This window comes from Benzoatithermus flavus, assembly GCF_037908215.1.
GTDB lineage: Bacteria > Pseudomonadota > Alphaproteobacteria > Geminicoccales > Geminicoccaceae > Benzoatithermus > Benzoatithermus flavus.
The window spans coordinates 144,217-165,101 of sequence record NZ_JBBLZC010000010.1; the positions used below are offsets into that span (position 1 = coordinate 144,217).

Below are 20,885 nucleotides of genomic sequence, written 5' to 3' on the forward strand. Positions count from 1 at the left end.
GAGATAAAAGTCGGTTGCCGCGAGGGCGATCCCGGATCGAACCGGTCCTGGCCGCGGGTGAAGTCGGCGATCGCGTCGCCGCTACCCGGGCCGACCTCGCTGTCACCGGCATTCACGTCGAAAATGTCGCGGCCGGCACCGCCGGTCCCGCTCCCCTCTCGGCTGTCTACGCGCGGCTCTATCCGGCCCGCTCCAGCACCAGGACGAAATCCTGCCCCTCCTGCCGCTCCTCGATCAGCTTGTGACCGGTTTCCTGGCAGTAGAGGCGGAAGTCGCCGGGTGCCTTGGGATCGGTCGCGAGCACGCGCAGGCGCTCGCCGGGCGCCATGGCCATCAGGCGCTTCCTCGCCTTCAGGACCGGCAGAGGACAGGACAGACCGCGCGTGTCAAGAAGCTGCTCGCTCATCGATGATCAGGCCCTACCGCTCGTCCGCCGTCCTTGCCGAGGCGCCGCCCGCGCTGCACATTCCGCTCAGGCGCGGTGCGGCCGGGAGCTTATAGCGGACCGGGCGGCGGCGCGCGAGGGTAGAGCCACGAGCGGGAAGGGCGATGCAGGTCTTCGGCGTCGTCGGCTGGAAGAACAACGGCAAGACCACGCTGGTCGTGCGCCTGGTCGAGCATCTGACGGGAAGGGGCCTTCGCGTCTCGACCGTCAAGCACGCGCACCACGAGGTCGAACTCGACCAGCCCGGCAAGGATACTTGGCGCCACCGCGAGGCCGGGGCGCAGGAGGTGGTGCTCGCGACCGCGCGCCGCTTCGCCATCGTCCACGAACTGCGCGGCGCACCCGAGCCGAGCCTGGACGAGCTGCTGGCACGCTTGGCACCCTGCGATCTCGTCCTCGTCGAGGGCTTCAAGCGCTTCGCGCATCCGAAGCTCGAGGTGCACCGCCGTGCGCGCGGCACGCCGCTGCTTGCGCGCGAGGACCCGAGCATCGTGGCCCTCGCGACCGACGAGCCCTTCCCCGACCTCCCGCTGCCGCAGTTCGACCTCGACGACGTCGCGGGAATCGCCGCGTTCATCCTCGAGCGGATGGAGCGTGCGGCATCATGAGCCGGCTCGCCGGAGACTGCTTCGCTTATGGCGGCGAGCGCATCACGGTCGCCGAGGCACTTTCGCTCCTCGAGGCACGCACGGCGCCGATGGTGTGCCCCGAGACCGTGCCTTTACGCGCGGCCGTCGGGCGCTGCCTCGCCGAGCCCCTCGTCAGCCCGCGCGACGTCCCGACTTTCGCCAACAGCGCCGTCGACGGCTACGCCTTCGCCTTCACGGCTGCGATGCGCAGCGAAGCCGTGCGGCTTCCCCTCCATCCCGGCCGGTCCGCGGCCGGGCACCCCTTCACCGGCACCCTGCCCGCAGGATCGGCGCTGCGCGTCCTCACCGGCGGCATGATGCCCGACGGTGCGGACACGGTGGCACTGCAGGAGGAGGTGACGCTCGATCCGGACGGCGCCGCGGTGACGATCCCGCCCGGCCTGAAGTGCGGCGCCAACCGCCGCCTCGCCGGCGAGGACGTGCGCCGGGGCCAGACCGTGCTCGCAGCCGGCGCCAGGCTCCGCCCGCAGGAGATCGGGCTCGCCGCCGAGCTCGGCCGCGACCGGCTTTCGGTGTTCGGGCGGCTCGAGGTGGCCGTGCTCTCGACCGGCGACGAGATCGTCGAGCCCGGCCTCGATCTGCCGGCGGGCGGGGTGTACGATGCCAACCGCTTCATCCTGATGAGCCTGCTCGCCACCCTGCCGGTCGAGATCAAGGACCTCGGCATCGTGCGCGACGATCCCGACACCGTGCGCGAGGTGCTGGGCCGCGCCGCCGCCCGGCATCACGTCGTCCTGACCTCGGGCGGTGCCTCGCGCGGCGACGAAGATCACGTCGTCAGGAGCGTGCAGGCGATGGGCCGGCTCGATTTCTGGCAGATCGCGATGAAGCCGGGCCGGCCGCTGGCCTTCGGCCGGCTGGGCGAGGCCGTGTTCGTGGGCCTGCCCGGCAATCCCGTCGCCAGCATGGTCTGCTTTCTCCTCTTCGCCCGACCCGTGCTCCTGCGGCTGGCGGGTGCCGCCTGGCCCCGGCCGAACGCGTTCCGGGTCCCTGCCGCGTTCGCGTTCCGCAAGAAGCCCGGCCGGAGCGAATATCTGCGCGCCACCCTCGTCGCGACCGAAGCCGGGCTCGCGGCACGGCACGTCCCGCGCGAGGGCTCGGGCATCCTCACCTCGATGGTGGAGGCGCACGGCCTCGTCGAACTCGGCCCCGAGGTCGAGCGGGTCGAGCCGGGCGAGCCGGTATCCTTCCTGAGCTTCGCCGAGCTCGGCATCACCTCTTGACCTTGACGGAACGGATATCCATGGAGCGTTTCGACGTCGTCATCGTCGGTGCCGGCATCGCCGGCGCGTCCCTCGCCTACATGCTGGCGCCGGACCGGCGGGTGCTGCTGCTGGAGCAGGAGAGCCAGCCCGGCTATCACAGCACCGGCCGCTCGGCCGCGACGCTGCACCGCTCCTACGGCAACGACACCATCCGGGCGCTGTCGGCCTGCTCGGCAGCGTTCTACCTCGCCCCACCCGCAGACTTCACCGAAGTGGCGCTCTCGAGCCCGCGCGGCATCCTGGTCACCGCCCGTGAGGATCAGCAGGGCGAGCTCGAGGCCGAGATCGAGCGCTCGCGCCGGTTCGTGCCGGAGGTCGCGCGGCTCGACGGTGCCGGCTGCCGGGCGCTCGTGCCCGCTTTGCGCGCCGAGCGGATCGTGGCCGGGATGCTCGATCCCACCCTGCTCGACCTCGACGTCGGCGCCATCCTCGCGGGCTTCGTCAAGGGTGCGCGCGCCCGAGGCGCCACTCTGCGCACCGATGTCCGCCTCCTCGGCATCGAGCGCGCGAGCGCCGGCTGGCGCGTGAGCCTGCGCGACGGCGTGGTCGAGGCCGACATCCTCGTCGATGCCGCCGGAGCCTGGGCCGACACGCTGGCCGGGCTCGCCGGCCTCGGGCCGCTCGGCATCGTCCCCAAGCGGCGCACCGCGATCACGGTCCCCGCCCCAGCCGACAGCGACGTCCGCGCCTGGCCCATGGTCGCCGACGTGGCCGAGGAGTGGTATCTGAAGCCCGACGCCGGGCGGCTCCTGTGCTCGCCCGCCGACGAGACCCCGTGCGATCCCTGCGACGCCCAGCCCGAGGAGCTCGACGTCGCGATCTGCGTCGAGCGGATCGAGGAGAACTTCATCTTCCCGATCCGCCGGATCGAGAGCCGCTGGGCGGGCCTGCGCTCGTTCGCGCCCGACAAGACGCCCGTGGCCGGCTTCGATCCGCGGGCACCGGGCTTCTTCTGGCTCGCGGGCCAGGGCGGCTACGGCATCCAGACCGCGCCGGCGCTGGCCGCGCTCGCGGCCGCGCTGGTCAAGGGCGAGCCGGTGCCGGGCCAGATCGAGGATGCCGGCATCGAGCCCGCAGCGCTGAGTCCGGCCCGCCTGCTCGCGGCTCAGCCCTGACCGGGCTCGCCGTTCGTGGACCGGGTGTCGGTCGCGGGATCGAGCAGGCGGTGCAGATGCACCACGAAATAGCGCATGTGCGCGTTGTCGATCGTCGCCTGCGCCTTGGCGCGCCACGCTTTCAAGGCCTCGGCGTAGTTCGGGTAGATGCCCACGATGTCGAGGTTCGCAAGGTCGGTGAACTCGGTCGCGGTCGGGTCCTTGAGCTCGCCGCCGAACACCAGATGGAGCAGCTGCTTCGTCATGCTGCAGGTCCTGTTGCCTTCGCCGGAAATGCGGTGCGGGGCTGGATAGCGCAGAGCAGACCCGCGCGATAGGCCATAGCGCCTATGGCCTATCGTCTCGGGCGTCAGCCGGGGTCGGCCACGGCGATCCCGCCCGCGAGCTCCCCCGCCGCGACCCGAAACGCCCGCACGCAGGCCGCGGCCACCCCCTCCTCCGCCCGGACCAGGGCGCCGATGCCGCGCTCCTGGAGCGCGCACGCCCGCACGAGATCGCGCCGGCCGAGGACGAGCCCGGCCTCGGGTGCCGCCGCAATCCGTGCGGGATCCACCAGCACGAGATCGGCCCCGGCATCGAGCGCCGCCAAGGGCGGCAGCGAGCCGTCGGCGATCACAAGCGACGGCACGTGCGCTTCACGGCAGGCCCAGGAGAAGGCCGGCAACGCGACGGACCCGCCCTCGCCCGCTCCGGCCACGAACAGCCCGGCGGCCGCTCCCTCGGCCAGAGCCGCGGCGAGCTCGTCCGCTCTGGTCTCGCGCGCGGTCCCGATCTCGACCGGCTCGGCCCCGGCGAAGCGCAGCAGGTGCAGGAGCGACACGCCGTCCAGCTCGACCACGTGCCCGCGCTGCAGCACCATCCGGCGCCGGCGGCCGGCGGCCTCGGGCAGACGCAGGACGGCGCCGAGATCGTTGCCGGCGATGCAGGCAGCGGCCGCCACCACGACCGCCCCGGCCAGCGAGCGGCAGAGATGCGCCGCCTCGGCCGTGAGCAGCCGGGCGAGTGTCTCGAGCGGTGCGGCTTCGGTCATGCGCGGATCGGCCCGTCCTGATGCCGAGGCGGATCACCCCGCCTCGGCTGCCGCCCGACTATGCGATCCGTGCCCACACCGGGCAAGAAGGCGGCGGGATCGCGCATCGAATCCATTCCTGGACCGTCAATCAATCTGGATTTACCCATCATCCACTTGCGACGCGGGCATCGCAGCCGGGTCGGCGCTGGCCAGATACTGCATTCTGTGCTTTTCCTTTCCCTGTCTCCGCATGGAATGCAGATCTCGGAGGGAAGCCTTGCAGGACTTCACCGCCGCCTTCGGCCTGGCATTCGGGCTGATCGTCAGCGCCGATCCCGACCTCGTCGCCATCGTCCTGCTCTCGCTGCGGGTGAGCCTGTCGGCGGTGGTGCTCGCCTGCCTCGTCGGGCTGCCCCTCGGCGCAGCGCTCGCGGTGGTGCGCTTTCCGGGACGCGGCGCCGTCCTCGTCCTCCTCAATGCGCTCATGGGCTTCCCGCCGGTAGTGGCGGGCCTGCTCCTCTATCTCCTGCTCTCGAACGCGGGGCCTCTGGGCTTCCTGCGGCTCCTCTACACGCCCACCGCCATGATCCTGGCCCAGGCCGTCCTGGTCGCTCCGATCGTGGCGGCGCTGACCCGGCAGGTGATCGAAGACCTCCACCGCGAGTACGACGAGCAGCTCAGCTCGCTCCAGGTCGCAGGGCTCGATCTCGTCCGCACGCTCCTCTGGGACGCCCGCTACAGCCTGCTCACGGTAGCGCTCGCCGGCTTCGGGCGGGCCATCGCCGAGGTGGGAGCGGTCATCATCGTCGGCGGCAACATCAACCACGTCACCCGGGTGATGACCACGACGATCGCACTCGAGACGGCGCGCGGCAACCTCGCCCTGGCCCTGGCCCTGGGGCTGATCCTGATGGCGCTGACCACGGCCGTGAACGCCGCGGTCGCGGGCATCCGGGCGACGATGGCGCACACCGCCTATGCTTAGGGTCGAGACCCCCTTCGCGCTCACGGCACCCGCGGCCGCAGTCCGGGCCCGGCCGATCCTGCCGCTCGAAGCCAGGGGACTCGTGCTCGAGACGGCCGGCCGGCGCCTGGTCGACGGGCTCGACCTCGAGCTTCAGCCCGGCGCTCTCACCGTGATCCTGGGTCCCAACGGGGCCGGCAAGAGCCTCGCCTTGCGCCTCCTGCACGGGTTGCTCCGGCCCACGGCCGGCGCCATCACCTGGGCCGGGCGCGCGGCCGATGCCGACGTGCGCCGCCGGCAGGCGATGGTGTTCCAAAAGCCCGTGCTCTTGCGCCGCTCGACGGCCGCCAATCTCGACTACGTGCTGAAACGGCAGAGCCTTTCCCGTTCGAGGCGCCGAGCCAGGCTCCAGGAGCTTCTGACGCTCGGCAACCTGCTCCACCTCGCCCGCGTACCGGCCCGCCTCCTTTCGGGCGGCGAGCAGCAACGGCTCGCCGTCGTCCGAGCCCTCGCCTGCGAGCCCGAGGTCCTGTTCCTCGACGAGCCCACCGCCAGCCTCGATCCCGCCGCCACGCTCGCGATCGAAGCCCTGATCGAACGGGCGCACGGCGCCGGCACCGCCATCCTCCTCGTCACCCACGATCTCGGCCAGGCGCGCCGGCTCGCGCGCGAGGTCGTGTTCCTGCACCAGGGCCGAGCCGTCGAGAAAGCCGAGGCCGCCGCCTTCTTCGCCGGACCTCGCTCCGCGATCGCGCGCGCCTACCTCGCCGGCGACCTGGCGCTCTGACCTTTTCACCCCGAAGCGAGAAAGGACGACCCATGCCTCGTCGCGCATTCCTGACCATCGTGCTGGGTGCGGTGGTCCTCGGCAGCGGGCTCGCCGCCGGCCCCGCGGCCCGGGCCGAGGATCGGTTCATCACCGTCCAGTCCACCACCTCCACCGAGCAGTCCGGCCTGTTCGGCCACATCCTGCCGCTGTTCACGAAGAAGACCGGGATCGAGGTCCGCGTGGTCGCGGTCGGCACCGGCCAGGCGATCAAGAACGCCATGAACGGCGACGGCGACGTGCTCCTGTGTCACGCCAGGCCCGACGAGGAGAAGTTCGTGGCCGAAGGCTGGGGCGTGCAGCGCTTCGACGTCATGTACAACGACTTCGTCCTCGTCGGCCCGAAGGACGACCCCGCCCACGTCGAGGGCGGCAAGGACGCGGCCGAAGCCATGAAGAAGATCGCCGACGCCCGGGCCCCTTTCGTCTCGCGCGGCGACGACAGCGGCACGCACAAGGCCGAGCTCAAGCTCTGGCAGGCAGCCGGCGTGGACGCCAGGGCCGCGAGCGGGACCTGGTACCGCGAGACCGGCTCCGGCATGGGACCGACGCTGAACACGGCCGCTGCGATGAGCGCCTACACGCTCGCCGACCGCGGCACCTGGCTCAGCTTCGAGAACCGCGGCCCCCTCGCGATCCTGGTCGAAGGCGATCCGCGCCTCTTCAACCAGTACGGCGTCATCCTCGTGAATCCGGCCAGGCACCCGAACGTGAAGGCCGAGCTCGGCCAGAAGTTCGTCGACTGGCTGATCGGCCCCGAGGGCCAGGCCGCGATCGCGTCCTACAAGATCGCCGGGGAGCCGCTCTTCTTTCCCAACGCCAAGCCGTCGGCGAGTTGATATTCGCGCAAAGCGCGACCGAGAGTTCATTGTCTGACAACCATCGGCCGAGCATCATCAACCGCAGAACGATGATCTGCGGGAACGAATCGGCATGTGGTTGCTTCGCACCTTCTGGTGCGGGGTCCTCGCGGGCCTCGCCGTCTCGCTCGCGGCAGCGGTCTCCGTGCCCGCCGCCAGCGGCGAGACTCTCTCCGCCAACCAGCTCTTCGGCGCGGTCCGCGAGCCCACCGCCGACCGCCGGCCGGAGGTGATCGGCTCCTACGCCAGGGGCTGCCTGCGTGGTGCAGTCGAGCTGCCGGTGAGCGGCCCCGGCTGGGAGGTGATGCGGCTCTCGCGCAACCGCAACTGGAGTCATCCGAGCCTCGTCCGCTTCATCGAGCGCCTCGCGGCCGACACCGAGCGCGAGGACGGGGTCGGCATCCTCGTCGGCGATCTCGGCCAGCCGCGCGGCGGGCCGGCACGCTTCGGCCACGCCTCGCACCAGATCGGCCTCGACGCCGACATCTGGCTGATGCCGCCGCCGGCGCGGCCTTTGTCGCTCGACGACCGCGAGCGCCTGGTTCCGGTCTCGATGGTGCAGGACGACCGCTACGCGGTCGACCCGAGCCGCTTCGGCCGCCGGCAGGCGGCCCTGATCCGGCGCGCGGCGCTGTCGCCCGAAGTGGCGCGGATCTTCGTCAATCCCGGCATCAAGGCGGCGCTCTGCGCCACGGCCGAGGGCGATCGGCGCTGGCTCGGCAAGGTCCGGCCCTGGTGGGGCCACGACGCCCACATGCACGTCCGCCTGCGCTGCCCGGCAGGTCAGCTCTCGTGCGAGGACCAGGATCCGCCGCCGGCGGGCGACGGCTGCGGTGCCGAGCTCGAGCGCTGGCTCGGCCGGCCTCCTTACAAGCCCAAGGATACGACGCAGCCGGCGCGGCCGGTCGCCTTGGCGGCGCTGCCCGCGGAATGCCGCGTGGTGCTGCGCGAGCCCTGAGATCGATGCCGGGAACTGCCCATGGTCGCGGGGGTTCTGATGACAGCCGATCACGGCTGACGATCGGGCCAACGGAAAGGAATCCACCATGGCAGACGAGAGTCGCTGGCGAGAGGATCGCGAGCGCTGGGGACGTTCCGGCGAGGGACGCGACTGGCGCGAAGGCAGAGGCGGCGACTGGCGCGGCGGCCAGCGCGGCTACGGCAGCGAGCACGGTGGCGGCGGCTACAGCGGCGGTGCCGGCTGGACCGACGAGAGCTATCGCCGCCAGGGCAGCGAAGGCCGTACGAGCTACGGCCGGGAGGGCTCGTCCGACATCTACGGCGGCGACTACGGTCGCGACTATGGCCGTGGCGGCGAGGGGAGCCGCGAGCGCGAGGGCATGTGGGGCGAGGGCCACGAAGGCCGCGGCTACGGCCGCGAGGGTGCTCGTACCTACAGCCGCGAGGACTACGGCTCCAGCGGCTACGGCAGCGGTTACGGCCGCGAGTGGGGCGGCAGCCGTGGCGGCTACACCGGCTCCGACTACGAGCGCGACGAATGGCGGCGCGCCGGCGGCGGCCGGGGTGGCGGCGAGGATTGGCGGCAACGCTCGGAGGGCTACGGCCGCGACGAGTGGCGCTACGGTGCCGGCGGCCGTGGCGGCGATTACGGCTACGGCCGGGAGGCCGCCGGCCGCAGCTATGTCGGCAACGAGGGCCGCGGCTTCGGCTATGGCGGCGATTATGGCCGCGGTGGGGCCGGCACGTACGGCGGCGGTGGCTGGGGCGGCGGCGATTATGGCCGCGAGGGCTACGGCACCCGCGAAGGCCGCGGCCGGGAGCGCGGCTTCTGGGAGCGCGCTTCCGACGAGGTCGCATCCTGGTTCGGCGACCGCGACGCCGAGCGTCGCCGCGAGCAGGACTATCGCGGCCGCGGCCCCAAAGGCTATCGCCGCTCGGACGACCGGATCCGCGAGGACGTCAACGACCGTCTCGCCGACGATCCCTGGGTCGACGCCTCCGACATCGACGTGAGCGTCAGCAACGGCGAGGTGACGCTCTCGGGCACGGTCGACAGCCGCGAGGCCAGGCGCCGGGCCGAGGACATCGCCGAGAACGTCTCGGGCGTGACGTACGTGCAGAACAATCTGCGCGTCCGGCCGCAGTCCTGGCAGGGCAGCCAGACCGGCAGCTCGTCCTGGACCGGCAGCCGGCAGGGCAGCTCGACTTCCTCGACCACCGGCCAGCACGGCTCGGCGGGAACGGGCAGCACCGGCACGACGTCGAGCACGTCCGGCACCATGAGCGGCTCGACCACCGGCACGGCCGGGGTCGGCGCCGGTTCGAGCCAGGGCGGCACCACCGGCACGACGAGCCTCACCGGCACGTCGACGGATCGAAGCTAGCCGGGCCGTCCTTACCTTGACGTAAACGGCAGGCGCCCCGGAGCCCCTCCGGGGCGCCGCCACGTTCAGGGCATCGCCGTGCGCTTGACGTCGCCGATGTCGAACGGGAAGTATTTCTTCTCGATGCGCTCGAAGGTGCCGTCGGCGCGGATCGCGGCGAGCGCCTGGTTGAGCCGGTCGCGCAGGCCCGTGTTGCCCTTCCTCACGGCGATGCCGATACCCTCGCCGAACCAGCGCGGGTCGCGCACGTCGGGGCCCGCGAACTCGAAGCTCTTGCCCTTCGCCGTCTTGAGGAAACCGTCGTTGAGCGCGATCGCGTCGGCGAACAGGAGGTCGAGCTTGCCGGCGACGAGATCGGCCTGCGCCTTCTCCAGCGTGTCGTAACGCGTGATCTCCGCCCGACCGCCATAGGTGTCGGTGAGATAGCTGTCGTGGATCGTCGCCCGCTGCACGCCGATCCGTTTGCCGGCGAGACCGTCGGCCGTGAGCCCGGCGAACGCCCCTTTGCGGCCCACGAACTTGGCCGGCGTGTGATAATAGGCGTCGGTGAAGTCCATCGTGGCGCGGCGCGTGTCGGTGATCGACATCGAGCTCACGATCATGTCGTACTTGCCCGCGGCGAGATCCGGGATCATCCGGTCCCACTGCTGCTTCACGAGCTCGCACCGTGCTCCGATGTGCGCGCAGAGCGCTTGGGCGATGTCGACGTCGAAGCCCTTGAGGCGGCCGTCCGGCCCGGTCTCGTTGAACGGCGGGTACTCGCCCTCGACCGCGACCTTGAGCCCCTCGCCCTGCGCCGCAGGCTGCTTGGCGACAGCCGCCTTCTGCGCCGCCTCGGCCGCACCGGCGACGAGGACAGCCGCGCCCGCCAGCACGGCGAGCGCCATCCGCCGACGAAGGCGGCTCGGGCCGACCTTGTCGGCATCGAACGGGGATCGCATCATGGCTTCGAGGTCCCAGGGCAAGAGTGAATGAACCGTCGCAGAAAGTTGATGCCGATCATCCTATGCCGGAAAGATCGTGATCTTGCAATCGCCTGGCGTCTATTCATGACGTAGCGCTTCAATCGGGTTGAGTTCCGCCGTCCGCCGCACCGGCCAGCAGCCGAAGAAGATCCCGACCAGAGCCGGGACGAGGAGCGCCAGCACCGCCATGCCGGGATCGAGGCGGGCGGGCCGGATCCCGAACCGGGCGAGGCCGAGACCGATCGTCCCGCCCGGGACGACCCCGACGAGGCCGCCCGCGAGGCACGGGCTGACCGCCTCGATCAGGAACTGGCGCAGGATGTCCCGCCGGCGCGCGCCCATCGCCATCCTGGGCCCGATCTCGCGGGTGCGCTCGGTCACCGATACCAGCATGATGTTCATGATGCCGATGCCGCCCACGGGAAGCGAGATCGCCGCCGTCGCACCCAGGAGGATTCCCAGCGTGCTCCGGGTCGCCGTGCGCGCGGACGAACTCGTTGCGGACGTCGAAGCCGTCGGGTGCGCCGTCCCGCACCCGGCGTCGCGCTCGCAGGAGCTCCTTCAGACCCTCCGCGACCGTGGCGCCGATCGCCATTCCGGCCAGGAGCAGGACCGCGAACGCGCACGGAAGAAGACGCTTCAAGACGGAGACAATCCCGCAGCCGGATCCCGAGGAGCGTTATAGTGGACCGTGAGCAGCCCCGACAGGTCGTAGCCGCCGAGTTCTCCGGCCCGTGAAGCGAACGCTGGGCTGCGGCAGAAGGCGAGGAAGCGCTGGAACGGCGGCTCGAAATAGGCGTGGCGGTCGACGACGAGATCGAAGCGCTCGCGTGCGAGGCCGACGAAGCCGAGCCGGAACTGGCGAGCCATGCAGAACAGGCCGAACGCCGCATCGGCCTTGCCGTCGGCGACGGCGAGCGCGGCATCGCTCTCGCTGCGCGCGACCGCGACGGCGCGCTGCAAGGGCTCCCGCGGCAGGCCGGCCCGCCGCAGGAGCAGCTCGAGGAGAAGCTGGCTGCCCGCCTCGGGCTGGCGCACCACCAGCCGATGGCGCAGGAAGCCCTCGAGCCCGTCGATTCCCAGAGGATTGCCGGCCGCCACGACGAGCCCGCGCTCACGCCATGCCCACTCCAGCAGGACCACTGGCCGCCCGGCCAGGCACTCCTCGACCTGGGACCGGTTCCACTCCCCCTCGTCCAGCGCTCCCGGCAGGTGCAGCCCGGCGGCGATCGCCTCGCCGCGCGCGAGCCGGGCGAGGCCGTCCAGGCTGCCGTCGAGAAAGCTCGCGATCCCGCTGCCCGATTCGCGCAAGGCCCATTCGAGCAGCGGATCGTGGCTGCCCACGAGCACGGCCGGCGGCGTGCCCATCCCGGCCGCGGGCACGCCCGCAGCAGCACCGGCCAGCCAGGCCTCGATCTCCGCCCGCCGGAACAGGAGCCGGCCGGTCACGCGCCGGCCGGGCAGAACACCGGAACGGGCCAGCGCGTAGACCCGTCGCTCCTTCAGCCGAAGCAGTCGAGCCACCTCCTGGACCGTCAGGTAGGGCTGCTGCTCGCCCATGCGTCCTCGTCCACCACCATCCGCGTTGCATCGCCCACCCTACGGGCGGTAGCCTGTCCGAAGGAACCGGGCAAGGGCTCGAGGCATCCTCGCACGGCACGGGCGACGCTGCAGCACCGCCCGGCGCATCGGCCGCGATCCTCGGTTGACCTCGACGGCTTCGGAAAGGATTCTAGGTGAATAGCCCGGCCCGGCACAGAAGATACTGGAGGAGGCTGATGCAGGCGGACGAGGACAACGACGACATACCGCCTGTGGCGCGTCCCGATCCCGCCGAGCTCGCGTACGATCTCGACGCGGCGCTCGCCTCGGTCGTCACCGTGCGCACGCAGATCCCGAGCGACGCCTTCACCGCCGCGTCGCTCGGCACCGAGCGCCGCGGTAACGGGGTGATGATCGACCACAACGGCCTCGTCCTCACCATCGGCTACGTCATCGCCGAGGCCGAGCAGATCTGGCTCACGACCGCGAGCGGCACCGCCGCACCCGCTTATGCCGTCGCTCACGACCACGCGACGGGCTTGGGCCTCGTCCAGGCCCTCGCCCGCCTGGGCGCGCCACCGCTGCCGCTCGGCAGCAGCGAGATCCTCGACATCGGCCAGCCCGTGGTGGTGGCGGGCGGCAGAGGTGTCCGCGACGCGCTCGCTGCCCGGATCGTCGCCAAGCGACCGTTCGCGGGCTATTGGGAATATTACCTCGAGAACGCGCTGTTCACCGCCCCGGCCCACCCGCACTGGGGCGGGGCCGCCTGCATCGGCCCCGATGGCAGCCTGATCGGCATCGGCTCCCTGCTCGTGCAGGAGGCGATCCGCGACAGCCGGAACGTGATCGGCAACATGGCGGTGCCGATCGATCTCCTCGCCCCGATCCTGGACGACCTTCTGCGCTACGGCCGGGTGAACCGGCCGCCCCGGCCCTGGCTCGGCCTGTTCGCGAGCGACACCGCCGAAGGTGTCGTCGTCACCGGCCTCGCCCCAGGCGGGCCCGCTGCCGACGCCGGCCTCGCCGAGGGCGACGTCGTCATCGAGGTCGACGGCTACGAGATCGAGGATCTGGCCGACCTCTGGCGCCGGCTCTGGGCACACGGCGCGCCCGGTGCGGTGGTGAGCCTCACGGTCCTGCGCGACGGCCGCCGCCAGCAGTTCGAGTGCCGCACCGCGAGCCGCCGCGACTTTCTGAAGCGTCCCTCGCTGCACTGACCCCGTCCCGCTCCCCACATGATCTGGATCAATGAACCGTGTCCGATCCGGCGGCAGGCTCCGCCGCCGTGACGACGGGACCCGGCGGGCGAAGGGCAGGAGCGATGGCGGCAGCGGCGACGATCGCGGGCGAGCGGAACAGGGTGGCGACGGCCGGCCGCCTAGAGCTGGACTCGGCGGTGGTCCGCTTCGCGGGCGACAGCGGCGACGGCATCCAGCTCACCGGCGCGCAGTTCACGCAAGCGACGGCCCTGGCCGGCAACAGCCTCGAGACCTTCCCCGACTTCCCGGCCGAGATCCGCGCCCCCGTGGGCACCACCTTCGGCGTCTCGGCCTTCCAGATCCATTTCGGCGCGCGCCGCATCTGGACGATCGGCGACCATCCCGACGTGCTGGTGGCGCTGAACCCGGCCGCCCTCAAGGTGAGCCTCGAGGACCTGAAGCCCGGCGGCATCGTCATTCTCGACGCGGGCAGCTTCGACGAGCGCAGCCTGAAGAAGGCGGGCCTCGCCGCGGACCCGCGCTTCGACGGTACCCTCGATCCCTACCGCGTCGTCCCGGTCGACATCACGGCCGGCACGCGTGCCGCCACCAAGCACACCGGCCTCTCCGTCCGCGAGCAGCTCCGCTGCAAGAACTTCTACGCGCTCGGCCTCGTCTACTGGATGTTCGAGCGCGACCGGGCACCCACCGTCCGCTGGCTCGAGCAGCGCTTCGCGGACCGGCCCGAGCTCGCCGCCGCCAACATCGCAGCACTCGATGCCGGCCATGCGCTCGGCGAGACGGCCGAGATCCCGCAGCTCCCGGCCTTCCACGTCGAGCCCGCGCCGATGGTGCCCGGCATCTACCGCACCGTCACCGGCCACGAGGCGCTCGCCTTCGGCCTCCTCGACGGGGCGAGGAAGGCCGGGCTCGAGATGGTCTTCTGCTCCTATCCCATTACCCCGGCCTCGGCCCTCCTGCACCATCTCGCGAAGCTCCGCACCTTCGGCGTCACCACCTTCCAGGCCGAGGACGAGATCGCGGCCGTGTGCGCCGCCATCGGCGCCTCTTATGCCGGCAGCCTCGGCGTCACCGCGAGCTCCGGCCCCGGCATCGCCCTCAAGACCGAGGCGATCGGCCTCGCGGTCGCGACCGAGCTGCCGCTCGTGATCGTCGATGCCCAGCGCGGCGGCCCCTCGACGGGCCTGCCCACCAAGACCGAGCAGTCCGACCTCTACCAGGCCGTGTTCGGCCGCAACGGCGACTGCCCGATCGTGGTGCTGGCGGCGGCGACACCGTCCGACTGCTTCGCGATGGCCCGCGAGGCCGTGCGCCTCGCCGTGCACCACATGACCCCGGTGATGCTGCTCACCGACGGCTTCCTCGCCAACGCGTCCGAGCCCTGGCTGATTCCCGACCTCGAGGCGACCCCGCCCTTCCCGGCACGCTTTCGCACCGACCCCGAGGGCTTCCACCCCTACTTGCGCGACGAGCGGCTGGTGCGGCCCTGGGTCAAGCCCGGCACCCCCGGCCTCGAGCACCGGATCGGCGGCATCGAGAAGGACTACGCGAGCGGCAACATCTCCTACGATCCCGTCAACCACCAGCGCATGACTGATGCGCGCTGGGAGAAGGTCCTGAAGGTCGCGGACGCCATCCCCTTGCAGGGCTGCGAGCAGGGAGCGCCGGGTGCGGCTCTCGCCGTCGTCGGCTGGGGCAGCACCTACGGGCCGATCGCGCGCGCGGTCCTGAACGCCCGTGCCCGCGGGCACGACGTCGCGCACGTCCATCTCCGCCATCTCTGGCCCCTGCCGCGAAACCTCGGCGATCTGCTGCAAAGCTTCGGCCGGATCGTGGTGCCCGAGATGAACAAGGGCCAGCTCGTGACCTTGCTCCGGAGCGAGTACCTGGTCCCGGCCAAGGGCCTCTCCAAGGTCACCGGCAAGCCCTTCACCATCGCCGAGCTCGAAGCCGCGATCGCGGCCGAGCTGGAGGCAGACCGCGCATGAACGCCCCCACCTGCCGCCTCGAGCCCAAGGACTATGCCAGCGACCAGGAGGTCCGCTGGTGCCCCGGCTGCGGCGACTACGCCATCCTGCGGGCCGTCCAGAAGGCGCTTTCCAATCTCGGCGCCGATCCCGCGCGCACGGTCTTCGTCTCCGGCATCGGCTGCGCCGCGCGCTTTCCCTATTATGTCCGCACCTACGGCTTCCACGGCATCCACGGTCGCGCCCCCGCGATCGCGACCGGCATCAAGCTCGCGAATCCCGCGCTCGACGTCTGGGTGATAGGCGGCGACGGCGACATGCTCTCGATCGGCGGCAACCACTTGATCCATGCGCTCCGCCGCAACGTCGACCTTCAGATCCTCCTGTTCAACAACGAGATCTACGGCCTCACCAAGGGCCAGTGCTCGCCCACGACCCGGCTCGGCACGCGCACGTCCAGCACGCCTGCGGGCTCGATCGACGGCCCGCTCTCGGCCTGCCGGCTGGCGCTGGGTGCGGGTGCCCGGTTCGTCGCCCGCGCCGTCGACACCCAGCAGAAGCTCCTGCCCGAGATCCTCGAGCGGGCGAAGCTGCACCGTGGTGCTGCGCTGGTCGAGATCCTGCAGAATTGCATCGTCTACAACGACGGCGCCTTCGACGACGTCGCCGGCAAGGAGGTCGAGGCCGAAGCGCAGATCCGCCTCGCCCACGGCGAGCCGCTCGTCTTCGGCAAGGCGAAGGACAAGGGCCTGCGCCTGCGCGTGGATGGCCTCGGGCTCGAGATCGTCCCGATCGGCGCGGACGGCCCCGATGCCGCGGGCGTGCTGCGCCACGACCAGACCGACCCGGTCCTGGCGCAGATGCTGGCCGCCCTCGAGCCACCGATGCCGGTCGCGGTCGGCATCCTCTACGACGACCCGGCCCCGAGCTACGAGATGCGGCGCGCGCAGCAAGCGCCGGCCGGGAGGCGCACCGACCTCGGCGCGCTCCTGCGGCAGGCACCCACCTGGGTGGTGCCGGGCTGACGGCGCGAGGGCCACGGCCCCGTCCATCGTCCGTTCTCCTCCGACGGCCGGCGGCTCAGCACAGCTTCCGCCGCCGCCCGTCCCTGACCTCGAACAGCTCGGCCTCGATGCCGAGCGCATCGAGCTGCTCCAGCCGGTCGAGCGCGTCCTCGCGGCTCATGCGGACCTCGTCGAGCCCGCGCCAGCACACGATCCAGATCGGCTTCATGGTTGCTCTCCACCTTCGTGCTCCATGCTGCCCTTCTGCATCGTGGCGAGGGCAGCGTGAAATGCCGGCCGGCTGCCATCTCCATAGAGGCGGCCTATGACGTCGGACTCCGCGCCGGCAGGCGGTGCCCGCCCGGAAGCCCGCCGCCCGTCGGCATTCCCGCCCCCTTCCCCCACACGACCGACCGCGCGTGAAGCGCCTACGACAGGGTGCCGTTTCCTGCCGCCGGCCTTGCGTCCGCCCGCCGAGTGTGGAACTACCTGCCGAGCCTCCGGGTCGACGCCGGCAAGAAACGCCAAGAAGATCGGCCGTGCCGGCGGCTCACAGGATGGAGCTTCGCCCATGCGTCCGGCCTTGAAGGCCGCTCTCGAGCGTCTTCGCGCGTTGCTGCTCGCCGCCGCCGCGGGCAGTGCCCCGCCGCTTCCGGGCCACGCCCAGGCACCCGCCGGAACCGAGACGGGAGCGAGCGCCGCCGAGCAGAAGGTCTGGGCCGAGGCGCGGAAGAAGCGGACGGTCGCGGGTTATGAGCGCTATCTCGAGCTGTTCCCCACCGGGCAATATGCCGAGGAGGCCTTCCGGCTCCTGGTCGAGCACTCGCTCAAGGGCCGGCCGGTGAAAGCGCTCGTCGACGTCGACCCGCCTGCGCGCCCCGGCGCCAAGGGGCGCCGCCACACGATCGAGACCGCAGCGCTCTCGCTCTACTGAGCGGCCAGGATGGCAGGGAGAACCGAGCCCATGCTCACGTCCTCGAGCGTCAAGGCGGCAGCGGCGGGCCTCGCCCTCGCCACGGCGCTCCTCGTCGCACCATCCGCCGGGTGGGCCGCCAAGGAGAGCTTCGCCTACGCCCCACCCGAGCGGGCACCCAAGGGCCAGCGCTCGCGCTTCGTGAACGAGGCGCCCGACGCCGTGCTCCAGACGATCTGGACCTCGCTCGAGGAGCAGGGCTTCAGGATCGAGAGCGTCGATCCGCAGCAGCGCCTCGTCGTCGCCCGCTACAGCGGCGATCCCAGGCCCTTCCTCGACTGCGGCGTCGTGACCCTGCTCGTCGACGGCCGCCCCGCCGAGCCGCCCAGGACCTATGGCGCCAACAAGGCCGAGGTGCGCACCGGCAAGTGGCCGAAAGGACGGCGCTATGGCCTGCTCCGCACGCTCCGCCTCGACGCGCGGCTCGTGGCGCGGGTCGAGCCCCGCGGCAAGGGAGCGAAAATCTACAGCGACGCCATCTACGTCGCGACCAAGTCCATTCACCGCCTGCGCAAGGGCGGCAAGCCGGACGAGCTGGTGAATCGCGAGACCATCAGCTTCACCTCGGCCGGGAGCGGCCGGTTCGCGAAGGGCACGATCTGCGTCGGCAACGGCCGGCTCGAAAGCGTCGTGTTCGAGCCGTTCAGGAAGAGCGACGCCGCACCCTGACCGGCCGCGGCCTCAGCCTGCCCGGTCGGCACGCACGGTGAGCGCCATCTCGCGCACGATCTCGGCCGCCTCCTCGGCGCCGTTGCGCTGCGGCAGGAGCGCCATGCGCCGCCGCATGGCCTCCCGCTCGCCCGGATCGAGCAGCCGGTCGAGCTTCGCCCCCAGCCGGTAGATGTCGTCCGTGCGGAGCGCGAGCGACCAGCCCATCCGCTCGGCGTGCTCGGCACGGGCGCGCTGGTCGTCCATCATCGGATGCTCGTTCGGGACGAACAGCGCGGGCGTGCCCGAGAGCAGGAGCTCGTGATAGGAGTTGTAGCCCACGGCGCTGACGACGAAATCGAACGCCCGGACATAGCGGCCGGCCGGAAACAGGCGAAGCCGGCGCACCCCGTTCCCGTCCGAAGGCGGCTCGAGGGCGATCGGCGATTCAAGGGCGGCGAGCGTCAGACCCGGAACCCTCGAGAGAAGCGCGATCGCGCGCTCCTGCAGACCCGCGAAGTCGTAATTGTTGCCGGCGCCGAGCTGGAGGAGGACGCACGTACCCGCTCCCGGCAGATCCAGCGCCCGCCGCGCCGCCTCGCGCGGCAGGAGCTCCGCCCCGTCGACCAGCCGGATCGGCGCCACGCGCCGGGTCCGGCCGCGCTGCTGCGTGGTCGGCCCCTCGTCCAGGATCTCGGCCAGATCCTCGGGCTCGATCACCGCATCGAACGCTCCTTCCCGCTCGAGCGCCGCCGCTCCGCTGCCCGGCCGCCAGAAGCCGCGGCGCACCCAGACCGCCCAGGCGCGCTCCGCCTTCTGAAGTGCCTGCACGAACCCCGCGTAAGGCGTGTTGCCGTCGAACAGGACGACCGAGGGATCGTAGAACCGGATCGCCTCGCCGAGCTCGGCCGCGAGGTGCTGGTTCCAGCGGTTGACGTCGGCGCCGAGATAGGCGTGGAACGGCAGGTACTGGACCGCGAACCCGGCTTCCTCGATCAGCCGTGCCCCTTGCGAAAGGGTGACGAAGACCGGCTCGATGCCGGGGCCGCAGCGCTTCGCGATCGCGAGCGCTCGCGTGACGTGGCCGAGCCCGATCCCGTTCGAGGTGAAGAACAGGACCGTCCGCGGCCGCCGGGGACGCGGCGGCCCGCCCGCCGTGGGCCTGCCGATCACGTCCGCGACCCGCTGCGCGTGTCGGGCGAGCGAGAAGCGCTCCGCCACGGCGGTCCGGGCGCGCTCGCCCGCGGCGCGCCAGGCCGCGGGATCGGCATGGAGTGCCCGCAGCACCGCCTGGACCTCGGCCGGCTCGGCATAGAGCGCCGCCGCCCCGAACAGCTCCCGGAACGAGGCCGGCAGGACCACCGGCAGACCCGCGGCCATCGCCTCGAGCACCGTCCGCCCGAACGCCTCGACCCAGCGCGGATGATGGAAGTAGACGTACGTGTCGAGGCTCGCGAGGAACGCTCGCGGCGGCACGCTGCCGAACGGCAGCAGCTCCCAATGAGCCGGCAGCGGCTCGAGGAAGGCTGCCACCGCGGCGTCGCCGCCCAGGATCCGCACCGCGACGGCGCCGGGTGCTGCCGAGTAGATCCGCAGCGCCTCCTCGCGGGTCGCCGGCCACTTCAGGAGATCGGGCCGGCTGTGGCGCCCGATCACCGGCACCGTCCGTGGTGCCGGCCCGCGCGCCACCCGCCACGCGTCCGGATCGAGCACGTTGTGCCAGTCCGCCGCCCACAGCGCCGGCCCGTCCGGCAGGGCTGCGAGCTGGCGCCGCACGGCCGGCCCCACCGGCGCCCACGGCACGCGCCGGCCGAACAGGGCGGCCGCGTTCCGGTCGATCCGCCGCCAGTCGTAGAACGGACTGCCTTCGGCATCGAACGGCGGGTGGTGGGCGACGAGCAGCGCGTGCTCCGCGGCGATCCCGAGCGGGACGCGCGGCAGATGGGTGAGCACCTGCGGGTGGTGGATCAGCACGAGCCCCGCACTCACCGGTGTTTCGGGATCGAGGAGCTCCGCCCGCCCGGCCGCGATCTGCGCCTTGATCTCGGGATGGATCGGATGCGGAAAGCGTAAGACCGGCGCCTTCAGCGCGACGAGGCCCGTGCGGTGGCCCGCGCGGGCCTGCGCCTCGATCTCGGCCGCGATCGCCGTCGAGGTCCCGCCGGGAAAGCGGAGATCGGCGAGGACGAGGATGTCGTGGCTGCGGCTCATGCGGGGCGTGGCTCCGGCCGGAACGCCCGCGCTGGCGGCCGGCTGCGCGCTCCGCTAATAGAGGCAGCCGCAGAGACGACAAGGTGGAAAATGGCGCGCCAGATCCGTTCCGGACGCGCACGGCCGCTGCCGATCCGCCCCGCCGCTCCCGGCATTCGGGACGAGCGGATCCTGACGGAACTCGCCGGCCTGCGCACGGCACTCGCCGGCCTCGAACAGAAGCTCGCGGCCCCGCCGCCCGAGACGCGCGCGCTCGGCCAGGCGCTGGATGGCCTGCGCCGCAGGCTCGAGGAGCTCGCGGCCGGCCGGCACCGGCAGGAGCGCCGGCTCGACGAGATCGCCCGCCACGCGACCGCGCGGTTCGGGCGCCGCCTCGCGCGCGGCCTGGTCCCGATCCGAACCCTGCTCGCCCGCCTCGGGCCGAAAGCGGCCGAGCCCGCCGCCCCGCCCGCCCCCTCGCTCCTGACCGGTGCCGGCCGCACGGTGCTGGCCCTCCTCCTCGGCCTGAGCGAGGAGGAGCAGGCCGCGCTCGCGGACCGGCTCGCGGCCGCCCCGCCTTTTCCCGGCCTCGTCCCCGTCTTCGTCACCGACCGGACCGCGTTCGCGCCCTTCCGCCGCCGGGGGGCCTTCTTCGAGCACCTGCCGCAGCCGAGAGATCCCGACGGCCGCGACTGGGAGCTCTACCGCATCCGCCGCTTCGGCATCCTGTGCCGGAAATGGCAGCCGCTGCGGGTGGTGGCCTTCGGCAGGGAGGCCCGGCAGTGGCTCGCCGCCATCGCCGACAGCCCGCATCTCGCCGAAGAGGCCCGCGCCCTGCTCCGCTCCGCTGCGACCGACGCCGGCGCGCGCCGCGCGCCGACCGGGAGGTGAGCC

Annotated in this window: 22 protein-coding genes; 14 read left to right on the forward strand and 8 right to left on the reverse strand. The window is 71.9% G+C overall.

The window, feature by feature from the left end; genetic code table 11:
• Window positions 1-178: 178 nt before the first annotated feature.
• Entirely contained in the window at window positions 179-406 is a 228-nt protein-coding gene (locus U1T56_RS12035; protein WP_418159713.1) for a sulfurtransferase TusA family protein, read from the reverse strand.
• Between the two features lie 143 nt (window positions 407-549).
• Here U1T56_RS12035 and mobB point away from each other — a divergent pair, with 143 nt between their 5' ends.
• Genes mobB through U1T56_RS12050 form a run of 3 tightly spaced genes read left to right on the forward strand, consistent with a single transcriptional unit; the run spans window position 550 to window position 3,475 of the window.
• Window positions 550-1,053: a molybdopterin-guanine dinucleotide biosynthesis protein B gene (mobB, locus tag U1T56_RS12040; protein ID WP_418159714.1), complete on the forward strand. Its 504-nt coding sequence runs from the start codon at window positions 550-552 to the stop codon at window positions 1,051-1,053.
• Window positions 1,050-2,318, forward strand: a complete 1,269-nt coding sequence (locus U1T56_RS12045; RefSeq protein ID WP_418159715.1) for a molybdopterin molybdotransferase MoeA — start codon at window positions 1,050-1,052, stop codon at window positions 2,316-2,318. The genes mobB and U1T56_RS12045 overlap by 4 nt, the downstream gene beginning before the upstream one ends.
• Before the next feature lie 20 nt (window positions 2,319-2,338).
• Window positions 2,339-3,475 (forward strand): NAD(P)/FAD-dependent oxidoreductase, encoded by a 1,137-nt coding sequence (locus U1T56_RS12050; RefSeq protein WP_418159716.1) that lies wholly within the window; start codon window positions 2,339-2,341, stop codon window positions 3,473-3,475.
• Here U1T56_RS12050 and U1T56_RS12055 read toward each other — a convergent pair.
• Both U1T56_RS12055 and U1T56_RS12060 read right to left on the reverse strand, forming a co-directional pair.
• Complete coding sequence (locus U1T56_RS12055; RefSeq protein ID WP_418159717.1) at window positions 3,466-3,720, reverse strand: DUF4170 domain-containing protein; 255 nt, start codon at window positions 3,718-3,720, stop codon at window positions 3,466-3,468. The two genes, U1T56_RS12050 and U1T56_RS12055, sit on opposite strands and share 10 nt — an antisense overlap.
• A gap of 104 nt (window positions 3,721-3,824) precedes the next feature.
• A complete protein-coding gene (locus U1T56_RS12060) occupies window positions 3,825-4,505 on the reverse strand; it encodes a hypothetical protein (protein ID WP_418159718.1) in 681 nt (226 codons plus the stop codon).
• A gap of 259 nt (window positions 4,506-4,764) precedes the next feature.
• Between U1T56_RS12060 and U1T56_RS12065 the strand changes: the two genes are divergently transcribed.
• The 5 genes from U1T56_RS12065 to U1T56_RS12085 all read left to right on the forward strand — a co-directional run bounded on the left by U1T56_RS12065 (window position 4,765) and on the right by U1T56_RS12085 (window position 9,482).
• Window positions 4,765-5,472, forward strand: a complete 708-nt coding sequence (locus tag U1T56_RS12065) for an ABC transporter permease (protein WP_418159719.1) — start codon at window positions 4,765-4,767, stop codon at window positions 5,470-5,472.
• Entirely contained in the window at window positions 5,465-6,238 is a 774-nt protein-coding gene (locus U1T56_RS12070; protein WP_418159720.1) for an ATP-binding cassette domain-containing protein, read from the forward strand. The genes U1T56_RS12065 and U1T56_RS12070 overlap by 8 nt, the downstream gene beginning before the upstream one ends.
• A 32-nt stretch (window positions 6,239-6,270) precedes the next feature.
• Entirely contained in the window at window positions 6,271-7,116 is an 846-nt protein-coding gene (locus tag U1T56_RS12075) for an ABC transporter substrate-binding protein (protein WP_418159721.1), read from the forward strand.
• A 94-nt stretch (window positions 7,117-7,210) separates the two neighbouring features.
• Window positions 7,211-8,095, forward strand: a complete 885-nt coding sequence (gene mepA, locus U1T56_RS12080; protein WP_418159722.1) for a penicillin-insensitive murein endopeptidase — start codon at window positions 7,211-7,213, stop codon at window positions 8,093-8,095.
• Window positions 8,096-8,183: 88 nt separating this feature from the next.
• Window positions 8,184-9,482 carry a BON domain-containing protein gene (locus tag U1T56_RS12085; RefSeq protein ID WP_418159723.1) on the forward strand — a complete coding sequence of 433 codons (1,299 nt, stop codon included), beginning with the start codon at window positions 8,184-8,186 and terminating at the stop codon, window positions 9,480-9,482.
• A 65-nt stretch (window positions 9,483-9,547) separates the two neighbouring features.
• On the opposite strand, the gene U1T56_RS12090 is transcribed toward U1T56_RS12085, so the two are convergent.
• The 3 genes from U1T56_RS12090 to U1T56_RS12100 form a co-directional block, all read right to left on the reverse strand.
• Entirely contained in the window at window positions 9,548-10,426 is an 879-nt protein-coding gene (locus U1T56_RS12090; RefSeq protein ID WP_418159724.1) for a transporter substrate-binding domain-containing protein, read from the reverse strand.
• Window positions 10,427-10,525: 99 nt separating this feature from the next.
• Entirely contained in the window at window positions 10,526-10,909 is a 384-nt protein-coding gene (locus tag U1T56_RS12095) for an ABC transporter permease (protein ID WP_418159747.1), read from the reverse strand.
• Between the two features lie 177 nt (window positions 10,910-11,086).
• Window positions 11,087-12,007 (reverse strand): substrate-binding domain-containing protein, encoded by a 921-nt coding sequence (locus U1T56_RS12100; RefSeq protein WP_418159725.1) that lies wholly within the window; start codon window positions 12,005-12,007, stop codon window positions 11,087-11,089.
• 218 nt (window positions 12,008-12,225) lie between these two features.
• Between U1T56_RS12100 and U1T56_RS12105 the strand changes: the two genes are divergently transcribed.
• The 3 genes from U1T56_RS12105 (at window position 12,226) to U1T56_RS12115 (ending at window position 16,201) form a co-directional block, all read left to right on the forward strand.
• Entirely contained in the window at window positions 12,226-13,206 is a 981-nt protein-coding gene (locus U1T56_RS12105; protein ID WP_418159726.1) for a S1C family serine protease, read from the forward strand.
• Between the two features lie 104 nt (window positions 13,207-13,310).
• Window positions 13,311-15,197, forward strand: coding sequence for a 2-oxoacid:acceptor oxidoreductase subunit alpha (locus tag U1T56_RS12110; RefSeq protein WP_418159727.1), 1,887 nt, complete (start codon window positions 13,311-13,313; stop codon window positions 15,195-15,197).
• Complete coding sequence (locus U1T56_RS12115) at window positions 15,194-16,201, forward strand: 2-oxoacid:ferredoxin oxidoreductase subunit beta (RefSeq protein ID WP_418159728.1); 1,008 nt, start codon at window positions 15,194-15,196, stop codon at window positions 16,199-16,201. Before U1T56_RS12110 ends, U1T56_RS12115 begins: the two co-directional genes overlap by 4 nt.
• A gap of 55 nt (window positions 16,202-16,256) precedes the next feature.
• Here U1T56_RS12115 and U1T56_RS12120 read toward each other — a convergent pair whose 3' ends face one another.
• Window positions 16,257-16,409 carry a hypothetical protein gene (locus tag U1T56_RS12120; RefSeq protein WP_418159729.1) on the reverse strand — a complete coding sequence of 51 codons (153 nt, stop codon included), beginning with the start codon at window positions 16,407-16,409 and terminating at the stop codon, window positions 16,257-16,259.
• Between the two features lie 342 nt (window positions 16,410-16,751).
• Between U1T56_RS12120 and U1T56_RS12125 the strand changes: the two genes are divergently transcribed.
• Together U1T56_RS12125 and U1T56_RS12130 are read left to right on the forward strand one after the other, a co-directional pair.
• Entirely contained in the window at window positions 16,752-17,114 is a 363-nt protein-coding gene (locus U1T56_RS12125) for a hypothetical protein (protein ID WP_418159730.1), read from the forward strand.
• A 30-nt stretch (window positions 17,115-17,144) separates the two neighbouring features.
• On the forward strand, window positions 17,145-17,822 hold the full coding sequence (locus U1T56_RS12130; RefSeq protein WP_418159731.1) for a hypothetical protein: 678 nt from the start codon (window positions 17,145-17,147) through the stop codon (window positions 17,820-17,822).
• Window positions 17,823-17,834: 12 nt separating this feature from the next.
• On the opposite strand, the gene U1T56_RS12135 is transcribed toward U1T56_RS12130, so the two are convergent.
• Window positions 17,835-20,012, reverse strand: coding sequence for a glycosyltransferase (locus U1T56_RS12135; RefSeq protein WP_418159732.1), 2,178 nt, complete (start codon window positions 20,010-20,012; stop codon window positions 17,835-17,837).
• Window positions 20,013-20,102: 90 nt separating this feature from the next.
• Here U1T56_RS12135 and U1T56_RS12140 point away from each other — a divergent pair, with 90 nt between their 5' ends.
• Window positions 20,103-20,882, forward strand: a complete 780-nt coding sequence (locus U1T56_RS12140) for a hypothetical protein (RefSeq protein WP_418159733.1) — start codon at window positions 20,103-20,105, stop codon at window positions 20,880-20,882.
• Window positions 20,883-20,885 lie beyond the last annotated feature (3 nt).

Coding starts and splice junctions, on each gene's coding strand:
- U1T56_RS12100 (WP_418159725.1), bottom strand. CDS start 12,007: ATGGGCGAGCAGCAGCCCTACCTGACGGTCCAGGAGGTGGCTCGACTG.
- U1T56_RS12085 (WP_418159723.1), top strand. CDS start 8,184: ATGGCAGACGAGAGTCGCTGGCGAGAGGATCGCGAGCGCTGGGGACGT.
- mepA (WP_418159722.1), top strand. CDS start 7,211: ATGTGGTTGCTTCGCACCTTCTGGTGCGGGGTCCTCGCGGGCCTCGCC.
- U1T56_RS12125 (WP_418159730.1), top strand. CDS start 16,752: ATGCGTCCGGCCTTGAAGGCCGCTCTCGAGCGTCTTCGCGCGTTGCTG.
- U1T56_RS12060 (WP_418159718.1), bottom strand. CDS start 4,505: ATGACCGAAGCCGCACCGCTCGAGACACTCGCCCGGCTGCTCACGGCC.
- U1T56_RS12090 (WP_418159724.1), bottom strand. CDS start 10,426: ATGATGCGATCCCCGTTCGATGCCGACAAGGTCGGCCCGAGCCGCCTT.
- U1T56_RS12075 (WP_418159721.1), top strand. CDS start 6,271: ATGCCTCGTCGCGCATTCCTGACCATCGTGCTGGGTGCGGTGGTCCTC.
- U1T56_RS12130 (WP_418159731.1), top strand. CDS start 17,145: ATGCTCACGTCCTCGAGCGTCAAGGCGGCAGCGGCGGGCCTCGCCCTC.
- U1T56_RS12070 (WP_418159720.1), top strand. CDS start 5,465: ATGCTTAGGGTCGAGACCCCCTTCGCGCTCACGGCACCCGCGGCCGCA.
- U1T56_RS12110 (WP_418159727.1), top strand. CDS start 13,311: ATGGCGGCAGCGGCGACGATCGCGGGCGAGCGGAACAGGGTGGCGACG.
- U1T56_RS12135 (WP_418159732.1), bottom strand. CDS start 20,012: ATGAGCCGCAGCCACGACATCCTCGTCCTCGCCGATCTCCGCTTTCCC.
- U1T56_RS12115 (WP_418159728.1), top strand. CDS start 15,194: ATGAACGCCCCCACCTGCCGCCTCGAGCCCAAGGACTATGCCAGCGAC.
- U1T56_RS12120 (WP_418159729.1), bottom strand. CDS start 16,409: ATGAAGCCGATCTGGATCGTGTGCTGGCGCGGGCTCGACGAGGTCCGC.
- U1T56_RS12140 (WP_418159733.1), top strand. CDS start 20,103: ATGGCGCGCCAGATCCGTTCCGGACGCGCACGGCCGCTGCCGATCCGC.
- U1T56_RS12105 (WP_418159726.1), top strand. CDS start 12,226: ATGCAGGCGGACGAGGACAACGACGACATACCGCCTGTGGCGCGTCCC.
- mobB (WP_418159714.1), top strand. CDS start 550: ATGCAGGTCTTCGGCGTCGTCGGCTGGAAGAACAACGGCAAGACCACG.
- U1T56_RS12050 (WP_418159716.1), top strand. CDS start 2,339: ATGGAGCGTTTCGACGTCGTCATCGTCGGTGCCGGCATCGCCGGCGCG.
- U1T56_RS12055 (WP_418159717.1), bottom strand. CDS start 3,720: ATGACGAAGCAGCTGCTCCATCTGGTGTTCGGCGGCGAGCTCAAGGAC.
- U1T56_RS12045 (WP_418159715.1), top strand. CDS start 1,050: ATGAGCCGGCTCGCCGGAGACTGCTTCGCTTATGGCGGCGAGCGCATC.
- U1T56_RS12035 (WP_418159713.1), bottom strand. CDS start 406: ATGAGCGAGCAGCTTCTTGACACGCGCGGTCTGTCCTGTCCTCTGCCG.